Raw genomic sequence first — 14298 nt, forward strand, 5'->3', positions numbered from 1 at the left:
CCTGTGGGGGTGGGGGTGGGGGTGGGGGAGGGGGCCGCCGGAGTTGTTCACGGCGCGGTCTGGTGAACCGTCAACTCGACTTGGTGACGGTGATGGTGTCGGACGTCGGCGTGCCTCGGCGGACGTCGATCCGGACCCCGGTCGCGGGGTCGGTGAAGTTCTGGCCGGGGCGGAGGGCGGCCATGTCGAGCGGGGTGCAGCCGGTCGGCGGTACGGCGGTGGGGTTGCCGTTGACGACCTGGGCGGGGCCTTGGCCGGTCTGGGCGGCGGTGTCGATCCGGTAGACCAGGACGCCGGTGGAGCACGCGGACGCGTCGCCGCCGGTGGCGCGGCGGGATTCGGCGACGTAGGCGGTGGTGTCGCCGGTGCGGATCACCGCGATCTTGGTGCCGCCGGGGCGTTCGATCGCGTGCAGGCGGACCGTGCGGCTGCCGGCGGCCGCCAGGCAGGCGACCTGGCGGTCGTCGATCCAGCCGAACTTCCAGCGCTCCCAGCCCAGATGTTGCGGTGACGGGCCGGAGATGAGGCCCATCAGGTCCCAGCCGCCGACGTAGCGGTGGGTGTCGGCGCCCTGGAAGGCGTACAGGTCGGGCAGGCCGAAGGTGTGCGAGGTCTCGTGGTCGGCGACTTTCGGGCCCCAGCGGTACATGTCCTGGCCGAAGGTGACCGCCCACTTGATCCGGGTGCCGCCTGCCACGATGCCGGTGGCGGCGGGGTCGTAGAGGTAGGTGGGCGAGAAGCTGATGGCGGAGGCGGACTTCGTGGGGACGATGTAGAGCAGGTCGTAGCGGGAGAAGTCCACGTCCGGCCCGGCGGCTTCGACGGCCTGGCGCACGTACGCCTCGTGCTGCTCGAAGCCGATGCCGCGCTGGAAGCCGTAGGAGGTGGAGTCCTGCGGCATGTGGAGCCACCGGCCGAGCGGGGTGATGTCGAGGCGGGTGCGGCCGTACGAGTCCTGCCGCATCCAGTCCGCGGCGGGGGCGAGCCGGTCGTAGTAGTCGCCCGGGTCACCGGTGGCGGGGGCGTCGGGGAAGTCGACGAAGAGCATCAGCACGTGCTTGGTGCCGAGTGGTCGGAGGAACTGCGTGCGGTCGGTGTCGTGGCCCTCGTCCGTCCATCCGGTGCGGCCGGGCAGGGCGCAGGCCGCGGCGGAGGGGGAGGGGGACGCGGCGGCCGGGGCGGCGGCGACCAGGAGGAGGGCCAGTGCCGGCGCCAGGGCGCCGACGAGCGGGCGAGGTGTCACGTCTCTCCTTCGGATGTGTGGTCACGCCCGGCCGGAGGCCAGGTCCATGAGACGGGCGAGGACGCGTCCGTTCGAGGCGGTCACGCCGTCGTGCTCCCACTCGTTGGTGATCCAGGCCCGCAGTCCGCCGATCGAGCGCGCGGTGCACAGGGACAGCTCGGCGTCCACGTACATGTCGTCGTGGTAGACGGCGGCGGCCACTGGTACCCGGTTGGCGGCGAGTCGGGCCGGGTCGTACAGCGCGGGCCAGTCGGTGCGGGCGGCGAGCAGGTCGGCGGCTTCGGCGAAGGGGCGCAGGCCGCTGATCTCCCGGAACATCCAGGGGTAGATCATCTCGCCGGTGAGCAGCAGTGGGTCGGCGTCCTCGGCGAAGGCGGGGTGGGTGGCCAGGGCGCGCTGGGCGGCCCAGCCCGTGCAGGCGCCCGGGCGGCCGTAGATGGACTCCTGGAGGACGGCGAAGAGCGGGTTGTCGGTGAAGGCGGTCAGCTGCATGACCTGCTGGAGGAAGGCGGTGGTGGGCTCGCCGGCCGGGTCGAGGCACTCGTCGAGCAGCCAGTGCAGGCGGGCGGAGCCGTCGCCCATGCCGAGCATCAGGCCGAGGGCGCGTAGCCGCCGTACGGTGAGCCGGTCGCCGTCGGGCAGGCGGACCGCGCGGTGGTCGAGGCGGTCGGCGAGCCGTCGGAGCATGTGCGGGTCGTCGGGGTGGCGGAGGTAGTGGGCGAGCACCTTGTCCCGCACCCGGGGGTAGGTGGCGGCGTACACGTCGTCGGCGGTGGCGTCGAGTCCGGGCAGGCCGCCGGTGATGTAGCAGGCCCGCAGGCCCTCGGGTGCGAAGGACAGGTAGCTGAGGGTGACGAAGCCGCCGTAGCTCTGCCCGAGCGTCTCCCACGGTTCGTCGCCGCAGAGTTGACGACGGATCAGTTCGGCGTCGGCGACGATCGAGCCGGCCCCGTGCAGCGCGAGGTGATCGGCCAGCTGTCGGGGCGAGCTGAACCCGGCCGCGGAGCGGGCGGTGACGGGGGTGGAGCGGCCGGTGCCGCGCTGGTCGAGCAGCAGGACCCGGTGGGTCTTCAGGGCGCGGTCCAGCCAGCCGCCGGCGTTCAGCGGGCGGGGTGACTTGCCGCCCGGGCCGCCCTGGAGGTAGAGCAGCCACGGCAGTTGTTCGGCGCCGCGGGCCGGGTCGGCGACCTCCCGGGCGAAGACGTCGATGGTGGCGCCGTCGGCTTCGGCGTGGTCGAGCGGGACGGTGAAGAGGTGGTCGGTCACCGCAAGTCCGGGTAGGCGGTGGGTGGTCAGGATCACTGTGACAACTCCGGGCTGTATCGATTGTTCCCCTCGCTCCGCTCGGCGAAGTGACAGGCGACTTGGTGGCCAGGCGCGATCACCCGCAGGGTGGGGCGCTCGCCGGCGCAGAGGTCGGCCGCCTTGGGGCAGCGGGTGCGGAAGCAGCAGCCGCTGGGCGGGTTGAGGGGACTGGGCGGGTCGCCGTGGAGCACGATCCTCTCGCGGTCGTGCTCGGCGTCCGGATCGGGCAGTGGCACGGCGGAGAGCAGGGCGCGGGTGTACGGGTGGGCGGGGGTGCCGAAGAGGGTGTCGCGGTCGGCGGTCTCGACGACGGCACCGAGGTACATGACGGCGATCCGGGTGCTGATCTGCCGGACGGCGCCGAGGTCGTGGGCGATGAACAGGTAGGCGAGGCCGTGCTCGTCCTGGAGGTCCTTGAGCAGGTTGAGGATCTGGGCCTGCACCGAGACGTCGAGGGCGGAGACCGGCTCGTCGCACACCACCAGCTTCGGCCGCAGGGCCAACGCGCGGGCGATGCCGATGCGTTGGGCCTGTCCGCCGGAGAACTCGTGCGGGTGGCGGTCGGCGTGCTCGGGGCCGAGGCCGACCCGCTCCAGGAGTCGTTCCACCGGCTCGTCGGGCTCCAGCCCCTGGTAGGCGAAGGGCGAGGTGAGGATCCGGCGCACGGTCTGGCGGGGGTTGAGTGAGGAGAAGGGGTCCTGGAAGACCATCTGGAGCTCGCGGCGGACCGGGCGCAGGTCGTGTTCGTCCAGTTCGGCGAGGTCCTGGCCGGCGAACCGGATGCTGCCGGAGGTCGGTTGTTCCAGCCGGGTGAGCAGGCGGGCCAGGGTGGACTTGCCGCAGCCGGATTCGCCGACCAGGCCGAGGGTCTCGCCGGCCGACACGCGCAGGGAGACGCCGTCGACGGCGGTGACGTGTCCGGCGAGGCGCCGGGTGAGGCCGTGGCGGACCGGAAAGTGCTTGACCAGGCGCTGGGTTTCGAGGAGCGGGGTTTCGAGAAGCGAGGTCATGCCGTCTCCGAAAGGGTGGGCAGCCGATGCGGCAGCGGCCCGTCGATGCGGGGGACACAGGCGAGCAGGCCGCGGGTGTACGGCTGCTGCGGGCGGTGGAAGACGTCGCGGACGGCGCCGCGCTCGACCGCACGGCCGTCGCGCATCACGACGACCTGGTCGGCGAGTCCAGCGACCACGCCCATGTCGTGGGTGATCAGCATGATCGCGGTACCGGTCTCCCGCCGCAGCTCGCGCAGCAGGTCGAGGATCTGGGCCTGGACGGTGACGTCGAGTGCGGTGGTCGGCTCGTCCGCGATGAGCAGGTCCGGCTCCAGGCACAGCGCCATGGCGATCATCACCCGCTGCCGCATCCCGCCGGAGAACTCGTGCGGGTAGGAGCGGGCGCGTCGTTCGGCCTCGGGGATGCCGACCCGTTCCAGCATCCGGACGGCGACCCGGTGGGCCGCCTTCCGGCCGGCCCGGTGGTGAGCGCGGTAGGCCTCGGCGATCTGGAAGGCCACCGGGTAGTACGGGTTGAGGCAGGAGAGCGGGTCCTGGAAGACCATGGCGATCCGGTTGCCGCGCAGGCGGCGCAGGGCGCGCTGGTCGAGCCGCGTCAACTCGCGTCCGTCGAAGCGGATTTCGCCGCTGGCGCGGGCATCGCGGGGCAGTAGCCCGAGGAGGGCGAGGCTGGTGACGGACTTGCCGCTGCCGGACTCCCCGACGACGCCCAGGACCTGTCCGGCCGCGAGGTCGAGGTCGAGCCCGGCCACCGCCCGGACGCCTGACGAGAAGTCGACTACCAGATTCCGTACGGTCAACAGCGTCATCCGACGGCCCTCACCCTCGGGTCCAGTGCGGCGTAGGCGAGGTCCACCGCCAGGTTGGCGAGCACGACGAAGGAGGCGGCGAACAGCGTCACGCCGAGGATGACCGGCTGGTCCGCGCTCGCGATCGCGTCGGCGGCCAGCTTGCCGACACCGGGTAGGCCGAAGACCGATTCGGTGATCAGCGCGCCGCCCAGCAGCGCGCCGAGGTCCATGCCGAAGATGGTCACGATCGGCATCAGCGCGGGTCGCAGCGCGTGTCTGCGGACCACGGTGACCTCGGCCAGTCCCTTGGCACGCGCCGTGCGGACGTAGTTCCGGCCCAGGCTCTCCAGCATTTCGCTGCGGGTGACCCGGGCGTACACCCCGGAGTAGAGCATGGCCAGGGTGATCCAGGGCATGACCATGGACTGCGCCCAGCCGATCGGGTCCTCGGTGAGGGGGACGGCGGTCGGGTAGGGCAGCACGTTCAGCTGGACCACCAGGAGGTACTGGAGCACCAGCGCGGTGAAGTAGATCGGCAGCGAGACCCCGCCGAGGGCGGCCGTCATGGCGGCGCGGTCCCACAGGCTGCCGCGTCGCAGCGCCGACACCACGCCCGCCGCCACGCCGACGGCCAGCCACAGCACCGCCGCGCCGACGGCGATGGAGATGCTGACGGGTAGCCTGCTGGTGAGCAGCTCCCAGACCGGCTGGTTCGTCTGGAAGCTGAAGCCCAGGCACGGGAAGGGGCACTGGACGGCCGCCGCCCCGCTGCCGAAGGCGCGCCCGGAGAGGATGCCGCCGAGGTAGTCGCCGAACTGGGTGAACGGGGAGCGGTCCAGCCCGAGGGTGGCCCGGATCGTGGCGAGCCGTTCGGGGCTGCAGGCCTTGCCGCAGGCGCCCTGGGCCGGGTCGGCGGGCATCAGGTAGAAGATCGCGAAGGTGGCGGCGCAGATCACCAGCAGGACGGCCGCGGTGACGGCCAGTCTTCGCAGCAGGTAGAGGATCATCGTGGCTTGCTCCGGGGGTCGAGCGCATCGCGCACGGCGTCGCCGAGCACGTTGAAGGCGAGCACCGTGACGAACAGGAGGACGCCGGGGATGAGGAAGTAGGCGGGGTCGGAGGCGTACCAGGGCACGGCGGACGCGATCATCTGCCCCCAGGAGGGCGTGGGCGGTTGCACACCCACGCCGAGGAAGGACAGCCCGGCCTCGGTGGCGATGCAGGCCGGGATCGACATCGTCGCCACGACCAGCACCGGCCCGGTCAGGTTGGGCAGCACCTCGCGCAGCAGCAGCGTCCGCCGGGACGCGCCGAGCACCCGGGCCGCCGCCACGAACTCGCCGCGGGCCAGCACCATCGCCTGCCCACGCACGATCCGCCCGACGTACGGCCAGCCGAAGAGGCCGAGGACCGTGATCAGCAGCAGCCGGCGGTCCGCCCCGGGTGCGGCCGAGATCAGGGCGATCATGAAGATCAGGCTGGGGAAGGACATCAGAAGGTCCATCAGCCGGCCGATCAGGGTGTCGGCCCAGCCGCCGAGGAATCCGGCGAGCAGGCCGAGCGCGGTGCCGAGGAGCGTGGAGACGGCGGTGGCCAGCACGGCGACCAGCAGTGAGACGCGCGCGCCGTACACGACCCGGGCGAGCACGTCCCGGCCGTTGACCGGCTCGACGCCCAGCCAGTGCTCGGCGCTGATGCCGCCGGCCGTACCGCGAGGCAGTCCGCCGAGCGCCGGGTCGACGGTTTCGCCGTGGAAGGCGGTCGGGGAGCTGCCGGTCAGCCAGGTGATCAGCGGGGCGGCCAGCGCGACCAGGACCAGCAGAGCGACGGTGGCCAGCGCGAGCGCCGTCGCGCGCTGGGACAGCAGCCTGCGCAGGACGGGCACCTGCGCGGTCCCGGCGGTGCGGGAACCCGCGCGCGTGCTCCCGGCGACGCGGGCGCTCACCTGCGCAGTCCCAGCGAGACGAGGTCGAGTCGGCCGACGAAGGCGGTGTGCCCGTACGCGCCGGCCACGTTCGGCCCGACCAGGACGGCGGCCCGGTCCCAGAGGAACGGGACGACGGGGGCGTCCCGCATGATCCGCTTGGCGAGCTCGCCGTACGCCGCCTGCGCGCTGGCCGGGTCGCCGGAGGCGGCGATCTGGTCGAGCCGGGCGTCGACCTCGGGGGAGTCGTACTGGGCGCGGTTGTTGTTGCCCTCGGCGGTGATCAGCCTGCCGTCGAACAGGACCGGCAGGTAGGTGGAGGCGCCCGGCCAGTCCGGTGTCCAGCCGTCGATCAGCAGGTCGTGTTCGCGGGCGGGGCTGCCGATGGTGCTGTAGAACGCCGACGAGCTGATCTCGTTGATCCGCACGGTGATGCCGGCCCGGGCGAGTGAGGCCTGCACGGCCTCGCCCTGCGCCTTGCCGCCGGCGGTGGCCGGGGTGTCGAGGGTGAGTTCCAGGCCGGACGCGTGCCCGGCCTCGGCGAGCAGGGCCTTGGCCTTGGCCGGGTCGCCCTTGCCGTCCTGGCTCGGGTACGGGTCCTCGGGGGCGGCGCCGGGCAGGGTGGGCGGCAGCAGGGTGGTGGCGAGGTCGCCCGCGATGGGGCCGCCGCGGGTGGTGCGCAGCGCGTCCTTGTCGAGCGCGTAGGCGATCGCCTGGCGCACCCGGACGTCGTCCAGCGGCTTGTGTCCGGTGTTGATGCCGAGGAAGCGGGTGTTGATGGACTCGCCGGTGACCAGGCGCTGCTTCAGCCGGGGGTCGCCCAGCACCCGGCCGACCGAGGCCGGGCCGATGGGTTCCATAGCCACGGCGTTCGCGTCCTCGCCCTGGCCGGCGATCAGTCGCTGGTCGACCACGGCCGGGTCGAGGTTGAGGTCGATCACGACCTTGTCGGGCAGGCCTTTGCGGACGGTATCGGTGGCTGGATCCCACGAGGGGTTGCGCACCAGGGTGAGCTGCTTCTTGGGCTCGAACGTGTCGATCCGGTAGGGGCCGGACGAGAACGGGCGGTTGTCGTAGCCCACGCCGGTGTCCTTGTCCTGCGGCACGGGCGCGAACATCGGCAGCGACACGGCCGAGCCGAAGTCGGCGACCGGCCGGTTGAGGTGGAAGACGACGGTCCGCTCGTCCGGGGTCTCGATCGACGCGAGGCCGGCCTTGTCCTGGTACGGGCCCTTGTACGTGTCGCCGCTCGTGAGCCAGAGCCGGGCGTACGGCGGGCCCTCGGGCAGTTCGGCGGCGAAGGTGCGCTCGACGCCGTACTTGACGTCCTTGCTGGTGACGGGTCGGCCGTCCTCGAAGCGCGCGCCGTCCCGGAGGGTGAAGGTCCAGGTCCGGGCGCCGTCGGTGGGACGGCCGGTGTCGGTGGCGAGGTCCGGCACGATCTTTCCGCCGGCCTGGCCGGGAGCCGGCGCGAAGGTGGTGAGCGTCCGGTAGATCAGCCGGCCGACGTCCTGGGTGGAGGTGACGTACGCGCGGGCCGGGTCCAGGTGTTCCAGGTCGATGGTGGACAGGACGTGCAGGGTGCCGCCCTTCACGGCGACGGCGTTCCCGGGGGCGCCGGCTCCGGCCCCGGTCGATCCGGTACAGGCCGCCGCGGACAGCAGCCCGAGGGCCGCCAGGGCGCCTGCGGCTCTTCGTGGCCTCATTCGTCCCCCTCTAGTGTGATATGACATTTCACATGTGGGACAAGATTGGGCCTTCGCAAGCTCTTCCGGGAGCTCCCAGCTGTTCATAACATCCGGTTATGGAGCTTGAGATACGGCACCTCCGGATGATCTGCACGATCGCCGAAACCGGCAGCCTCACCCGTGCCGCCGCCTCACTGCGGCTCAGCCAGCCCGGGCTCAGCGCCCAACTGCGCCGGATCGAGGCCATGCTGGGCGGCCCGTTGTTCGAGCGCGGGCGCACCGGCGCCGTACCGACCGCCTTCGGCGAGGCCGTGCTCACCCGCGCCCGCGCCGTCCTGCCCACCGTCGACGAGCTGCTGAGTGCCTCCGCCCTGGCCGCCCGTTCCAGCAGCCCGGTCCAGCGCCTGCGGCTCGGCTCGGTCAACGCCCCGCTGATCGGCGGGCTGATCGACGCCCTGCGGGCCCACCTCCCCGAGGCCCGGATCGTCTCCCGCGCCCAGGGCTCCTCCGTCCCGCTGATCGAGGACGTCTCGGCCGGCCGCCTCGAAGCCGTCGTGGTCGGCGACTGCCCCGGCTACGAGCTGGCCGCGCGGCCCGGCGTCGTCCTGCGGCCGGTGGTCACCGAGCCCGTCTTCGTCGCCCTGCCGGCCGGCCACCGCCTCGCCGGCCGACCGGAGGTCGGACTGGACGAACTCGCCGACGAGGACTGGGTGTCGCCCCGGCCGGACGACGACCGGGTCCGCGAGTACTGGTCCACCACCTTCCACGCGACCGGCCACCGGATGCGCACCGTGCACGAGGCGGAGGGACGGCTGCTGATAGAGCTGGTCCGCAGCGGCTGCGCGGTGAGCCTGTGCCAGGCCACCTTCGAGGAACTGCCCGGCATCGCCGTGCGGCCCATCATCGGCGACCCGCTCTGGTACCGGCACCTGATCGCCTGGCACCAGGCGGGTCCGCTGGCCGCCCTGGAGGCGGCGCTGGTCGAGCACGTCCGCGTGGCCCACCGGGTCGCGGCCGAGCGCAGCCCGGTGTACCAGCGGTGGTTGCGCGCGGCAGCCGGGCAACCCGAGGCGGCCGCCCGGTGAGCGGCCGTCCATCGTCATGGCTCGCCAACGACGCTGATCCTTGGATGAGTTGAGCCATCCTGCCGGCGGCGGGGATACGATGACACCCTGTTTGACGGGCCGAGGGCTACCATCAGCGCTTCGGCCTCGTCCACGTCGACTTCGACACCCAGAAGCGCACGCCCAGGGCCTCGTACGCCTGGTACCGCGACCTGATCGCCGCGAACCGGACGCGGAGTTCGACGCAGGCTGCGCGTCGTTCCCGGGCGAGACAGTAGACGGGCACGGGGTGCTGCCAGTTGGTCGCAGTGGACGGTCTCCGGTGCGGCGTTCGACGCAGCCATGGCCGCTTTGGTCAGGGCCTCCCACGTGGTGTAGTGGACCGTCACCGGCAGAGGACAGCCGTCTCTGTCTGCTGACCCGAGACGTTTGCAGGAGGGCCGTCTCCCGTGTGACCAACCGAGGTGGGGGCAGTCGGTGCAGGCCGCTCACTTGGGCGCGCGTCCACCGACCACGGGGGCGAGGGACTGCTCGGCCCAGATGGTCTTCCCCTGCCGGCCATAGCGACTGCCCCAGCGAGCGGCGAGCTGTGCGACCAGGAACAGGCCGCGGCCACCTTCGTCGGTCCAGCGGGCCCGGCGCAACCGTGGCTGGCTGTTGCTGGGGTCGGTGACCTCGCAGATCAGCACGTTGTCGCAGATCAGCCGTAGTCCGACCTGGCCGCCGGCGTAGCGGATCGCGTTGGTGACCAGTTCGCTGACGATGAGTTCGGTGCTGAAGACGAGATCGTCCAGCCCCCAGGTGGCGAGCTGGCGGGCAGTGGCCTCCCGGGCCGTGGCCACCACGGCTGGGTCCGCGGGGAACTCCCAGTCTGCGGTGGACTCCGGCGGAACGCCGGAGGTGCGGGCGAGCAGGAGGGCGATGTCCTCGCGGGGCGGGCGGTCCTTCAGGCAGGACAGGAGGTCCTGGCCGACGTCGTGCAGAGCGCGGTCGGAGCGGCAGAGGCCGGCGAGGCTGTCGGCCAGCCAGCGGGTGCCGGCTTCGATGTCGTAGCCGTCGGCGCGGTAGACGAGGCCCTTGGTGTACAGGGCGAGGACGCTGCCGGGTGCGAGGTCGATCGTGGTGGTCTCGAATGGTGCGCCACCGACGCCGAGGGGCGGGCCGGGGGAAAGCGCGACGACTCGGGTGGTGCCGTCGGGGAGGACCACGAGGGGTGGCAGGTGACCGGCGCTGGCCACGGTGCAGCGGCGAGTGACCGGATCGTAGACCGCGTACAGGCAGGTGGCGCCCACCGTGTACCCGAGTCCCCGGGGCGCCTCGACCGCAAGCCGCTGGACGATGTCGTCGAGGTGCGTGAGGACTTCGTCGGGGGCGAGCTCCAGGTCGGCGAGGGTCTGGACAGCGGTGCGCAGACGCCCCATGGTGGCGGTGGCCTGCAGGCCGTGTCCGGCCACATCCCCGACGACGAGAGCGACCCGCAGGGACGGAAGGGGGATGACGTCGAACCAGTCGCCGCTGATCTCGGCTCCGCCGCCCGCGGGCAGGTAAATGCCCGCTGTCTCCGCCGCCGTGGTCTCGGCCAGGGCAGGCGGAAGCAGACGTCGCTGCAACGCGGCGTTGGCACGGTGCTCACGGGTGTAGCGGCGGGCGTTGTCCACGCTGAGCGCGGCCCTGGAGCTGATCTCCGTCAGCAGTCTCGCCTCCTCCGCGTCGAAGGGCTCGCGCCTCCGGGTGCGCCAGACCTCGACGGCTCCGAGCAGCAGACCTCGCGCGAACAGGGGGGCCAGCGCCATCGAATGTCCGTCCTCGGGGACCCACAGCTTGACCAACTGTGGGTCCCCGAGCGAGGCGATCACCTCGGCACGGTCGATCACCACGGTCTCGCCCCGCTGGATGCTGCGCAGGGCGGGCATGTCCGGGAGCGGTGGCACTGCCATGCCCGGCGCAAGGAGATCGGTCGGCCACTGCCCGGTGGCACAGGCCACCGCGATCCGGCGCAGGTGCAGCTCCCCGCCCCCGGAGATCTTCGGGGGTTCGTCGCCTTCGAGTACTGCCTCAGCGCAAGTCACCGTTGCGAAGTCACCGAGGGCGGGTACGAGAACGTCCACCAGTTCCTGAGCCGTGCGGCTGATGTCGAGGGATCCGCCGATGCGGAGGGATGCCTCGTGGAGCAGATCCAGGTGCCGGTGGGCCCGCTGTTGGCCGGTGACGTCGATGAGCGTCGCGGCGACTCCCGTCGGCTGTCCTTGTTCATCCTTCAACAGGACGGCGGACATCAGCAGGGTCCCCTCCCGTTCAGGGCTGAGTGGGGAACGCATCCGCTGCTCCCGCCCCGCGACGGGTACACCGGTCTTCAGCGTCTGGCGCAGCGCCGCCTCAGCGGCTTCGGCGTCCTCGGCGGACACCCTCTCCGCCATCCGGCTGCCGGGTGGCAGCGGCGGTCCACCGGACAACCCGGAATCGAGGTTGGTCCGTACAACCTTCAGCTCCGTGTCGTAGAGCGTGATTCCGATCAGGTCCTGGGACAGCAACGCGCGCAGCAGAGCAGCCCCCTGCAGCTGGTCCGCCGCGGTCGGGGTGGGAACCGCCAGGACGAGGAAGTCGGAGTCGGGATTCAGCCGCGTAACCTGGAAGGTGACATCGATGGTGCTGCCCGACCGGTGCCGAACCTGCGCCTGGCCGCCCATCGGAATCCCCGGCCGGGCGGAGGCCCCCGGGGTCGTGCCGAAGGAGTCGTCGAGCAGGGTCCGGACAGAACGGCCGCAGACTTCCTCCGCCGTACGCCCGAGGAGTTCCTCTGCTCCGCTGGACCAGCCGAGTACGGTTCCCTCCTCATCGAGCACGGCGGCCGCCAAGGTGCCGAAGGGGGAACCGTGGCGGTGGCATTCGTCTGCGAACGCGCCCATCGTGTTCCTCCTTGACGAGGTGCGGCGGCTCCAGGAGCGGGGCCACTTCCAGTATGAGCAATTCGGAGGTGTCGCCGATCCTGCCTGCCGAGTCGGCAGCAGCAGGCCTGATGCCCTACGGGCCGCTGCGCCCGCTCGGTACGCGGCGGGCGAACCGTCCTCTCGACGGGCCGTACGCCTCCGCCGTCCACACCGAGTCGAACCCGAGACGTTAGGCCTTCAGGATGGTGGCGAGGGCGTCTGGGGGCGGTCCGGCGGACCAGTAGCCGATGCGGTCACCGAGTTTCGGCAGGGAATCCCCTTGGTCCGGTCGATGCGCGGGTCGGCGAGGTCTCGCTCACTGCCGGTCGCGTCCCGGCCTCAGCGAGCGAACCGCCGCTGGAGGCATCCGATCGGAAGGGCCGTACGAACGTCAGTCGTTCGTCCAGTAGGGCCTGCGCAGTTCCCGCTTGAGGACCTTCCCGGTGGCCGTGCGGGGCAGTTCCCGGACGACGTCCACCGACTTGGGGCACTTGTAGGCGGCCAGATGCTCGCGGCAGAAGGCGATCAGCTTCCCCTCGTCGAGTACGGCATCGGGTGCAGTGGTGACGACGGCCTTGACTGCCTCGCCGTACGTGGGGTCGGGGACGCCGATGACGCAGGCCTCGGCCACGGCAGGGTGCTGGGCGAGGACCCGCTCCACCTCGACCGGGTAGATGTTCTCGCCGCCTGAGATGATCATTTCCTTGACCCGGCCGCGGACGAAGAGATAGCCCGCCTCGTCCTGATAGCCGGCGTCCCCGGTATGCAACCAGCCGTCGTGGAAGGAATCGCCGTCGGCGTCCGGCTTGCGCCAGTATCCGACCATGACCTGATCGGACCTGATCCAGAACTCGCCGGTCTGGCCCGTCCGCACCTCCTGCTCCGTGACGGGGTTCACCACCTTGACCTGCACACCCTTCACGGGCCTGCCCGCCGAGGCGAGCAGGTGGGTGCGGTCCGGGTCGCGGTGCGCGGCCGGCTCCAGGACGCAGACCGCTCCGGACGCCTCGGTCATCCCGTACGCCTGGTAGAAATCCTGCCGGAACCTGTCCAGGCAGCGCCGCATCAGCGGCGGGGGCATCGGTGCCCCTCCGTACACCAGGCAGCGCAAGCTGGACAGATCGGCGCTGTCGAGCTCGGGTGCGGCGAGGAGGTACTCGAAGATCGTCGGGACGAAGAAGGCATGGGTGACCCTCTCCCGCCCGATCTGCTCCAGCACGTCGGCGGGGACCACGGCCCGCACGATGACCGTGCGCGCGCCCGTGTAGATGCTGAGCAGCGACCAACTGGAGCCGCCCACGTGGCACAGCGGCATGGCCACCATGTTCACGCTGTCACGGGTGAGGTGGAACGCCTCCACCGCCGTGATGCAGTGCGCCTCCAGGCTCCGATGGGTCAGCATCGCGCCCTTCGGGAACCCGGTGGTGCCGGATGTGTAGAGCTGGAGGACGCAGTCGTCCGGGGCCGGCTGGTGGGTGCGCTGCACAGGCTGGGCCGACGCGAGGTAGTGCTCGTACTCGTCCGCGTCACCGCCGACGACGACGACCTTCGTGAGCTCGGGCAGGCGACTCCTGATCTCCTCGAGCTGCGGGACGAATTCCGCGCCCACGAAGAGGACTCCGGCCTGGGCATCGGCGAGGATGTACGCGAGCTCGTCGGGGGCCAGTCGCCAGTTGACAATGACATGGGCGTAGCCGTTGCGCGCCGCTGCCAGGGTGGCCTCGACCGTGGTGGTGCTGTTCTTGTCGAGTGAGGCAAAGCGGTCGCCGGACCGCATGCCGTCCTCGGCGAGCGCGGCGGCCAGGCGCGACACCCGGTCCGCCAGGTCACTCCACGTCCACCGGCGGTCATCCTCTACGAGCGCCTCATCCTTCGGGGCAACCTCGTTCCAGAACTCGATGACGCTGTACAGGTCGCCCTTGGGGTGGGGAAGCTCCGCGTGCGCACGCGTGGGGAGTGCAGTGTTCGCCGCTGGCAGCCGGGAGTGCCTGCCACCGGCCACCCGTCCGGCCATACATCCACCGTACGCGCGCGGCGGCGGGCCATCGAGACCAAGCAAACGGTCATCTACTGTGTGGTGCCGTCCTGGCCGGAAGCCGCGGATGGGTCTTCTCCGTCCGGTCGCAGGATCTCCACATAGCCGTCGGTGCCGTGCACTCGGATCCGCTGCCCGTCCCGGATCAGCCGGGTGGCCCGGTCCACGCCCACGACGTGCCCCGGACGCCCGCAACCGCACCGCCGGTCCCACCACTCGTCCCGCGTCACCGCGTTCCCCGTGCGTCGACAACAGCACCCTCACCTCGTGCCCTCATTTCCGCAGGTTGTGGCCTCGGCCAAGGATTC

General features: G+C 71.5%; 10 protein-coding genes and 1 pseudogene. 2 read left to right on the forward strand and 9 right to left on the reverse strand.

Features of this window, described 5'->3' with window-relative positions; genetic code table 11:
- Positions 1 to 70: 70 nt before the first annotated feature.
- The 7 genes from OP86_RS17930 to OP86_RS17960 are packed head-to-tail and all read right to left on the reverse strand — an operon-like array spanning position 71 to position 7982.
- The gene (locus tag OP86_RS17930) at positions 71 to 1243 is read right to left on the reverse strand and encodes a M6 family metalloprotease domain-containing protein (RefSeq protein WP_030259090.1); all 1173 of its coding nucleotides are present in this window, start codon (positions 1241 to 1243) and stop codon (positions 71 to 73) included.
- A 21-nt stretch (positions 1244 to 1264) separates the two neighbouring features.
- Positions 1265 to 2509 (reverse strand): alpha/beta fold hydrolase, encoded by a 1245-nt coding sequence (locus OP86_RS17935; protein ID WP_030259087.1) that lies wholly within the window; start codon positions 2507 to 2509, stop codon positions 1265 to 1267.
- Between the two features lie 32 nt (positions 2510 to 2541).
- Positions 2542 to 3558, reverse strand: coding sequence for an ABC transporter ATP-binding protein (locus tag OP86_RS17940; RefSeq protein WP_033332309.1), 1017 nt, complete (start codon positions 3556 to 3558; stop codon positions 2542 to 2544).
- Positions 3555 to 4361, reverse strand: a complete 807-nt coding sequence (locus OP86_RS17945) for an ABC transporter ATP-binding protein (protein WP_418952634.1) — start codon at positions 4359 to 4361, stop codon at positions 3555 to 3557. Before OP86_RS17945 ends, OP86_RS17940 begins: the two co-directional genes overlap by 4 nt.
- A 5-nt stretch (positions 4362 to 4366) precedes the next feature.
- Positions 4367 to 5359: an ABC transporter permease gene (locus tag OP86_RS17950; protein WP_030058137.1), complete on the reverse strand. Its 993-nt coding sequence runs from the start codon at positions 5357 to 5359 to the stop codon at positions 4367 to 4369.
- Positions 5356 to 6297, reverse strand: a complete 942-nt coding sequence (locus tag OP86_RS17955) for an ABC transporter permease (RefSeq protein WP_030058138.1) — start codon at positions 6295 to 6297, stop codon at positions 5356 to 5358. The genes OP86_RS17950 and OP86_RS17955 overlap by 4 nt, the downstream gene beginning before the upstream one ends.
- Positions 6294 to 7982, reverse strand: a complete 1689-nt coding sequence (locus OP86_RS17960) for an ABC transporter substrate-binding protein (RefSeq protein ID WP_030058139.1) — start codon at positions 7980 to 7982, stop codon at positions 6294 to 6296. The genes OP86_RS17955 and OP86_RS17960 overlap by 4 nt, the downstream gene beginning before the upstream one ends.
- 98 nt (positions 7983 to 8080) lie before the next feature.
- Between OP86_RS17960 and OP86_RS17965 the strand changes: the two genes are divergently transcribed.
- The gene (locus OP86_RS17965) at positions 8081 to 9049 is read left to right on the forward strand and encodes a LysR family transcriptional regulator (protein ID WP_030058140.1); all 969 of its coding nucleotides are present in this window, start codon (positions 8081 to 8083) and stop codon (positions 9047 to 9049) included.
- A gap of 98 nt (positions 9050 to 9147) precedes the next feature.
- Positions 9148 to 9306: pseudogene (locus OP86_RS35900) on the forward strand (family 1 glycosylhydrolase); the annotation flags it as partial.
- A gap of 210 nt (positions 9307 to 9516) precedes the next feature.
- Here the strand turns inward: OP86_RS35900 and OP86_RS17970 are convergent.
- Together OP86_RS17970 and OP86_RS17975 are read right to left on the reverse strand one after the other, a co-directional pair.
- Positions 9517 to 11934, reverse strand: coding sequence for an ATP-binding SpoIIE family protein phosphatase (locus tag OP86_RS17970; protein ID WP_051830208.1), 2418 nt, complete (start codon positions 11932 to 11934; stop codon positions 9517 to 9519).
- A gap of 412 nt (positions 11935 to 12346) precedes the next feature.
- The gene (locus OP86_RS17975; protein ID WP_078589085.1) at positions 12347 to 13969 is read right to left on the reverse strand and encodes a long-chain-fatty-acid--CoA ligase; all 1623 of its coding nucleotides are present in this window, start codon (positions 13967 to 13969) and stop codon (positions 12347 to 12349) included.
- Positions 13970 to 14298: the final 329 nt, after the last annotated feature.

It is taken from the genome of Streptomyces novaecaesareae, assembly GCF_000716875.1.
Classification (GTDB): Bacteria; Actinomycetota; Actinomycetes; order Streptomycetales; family Streptomycetaceae; genus Kitasatospora; species Kitasatospora novaecaesareae.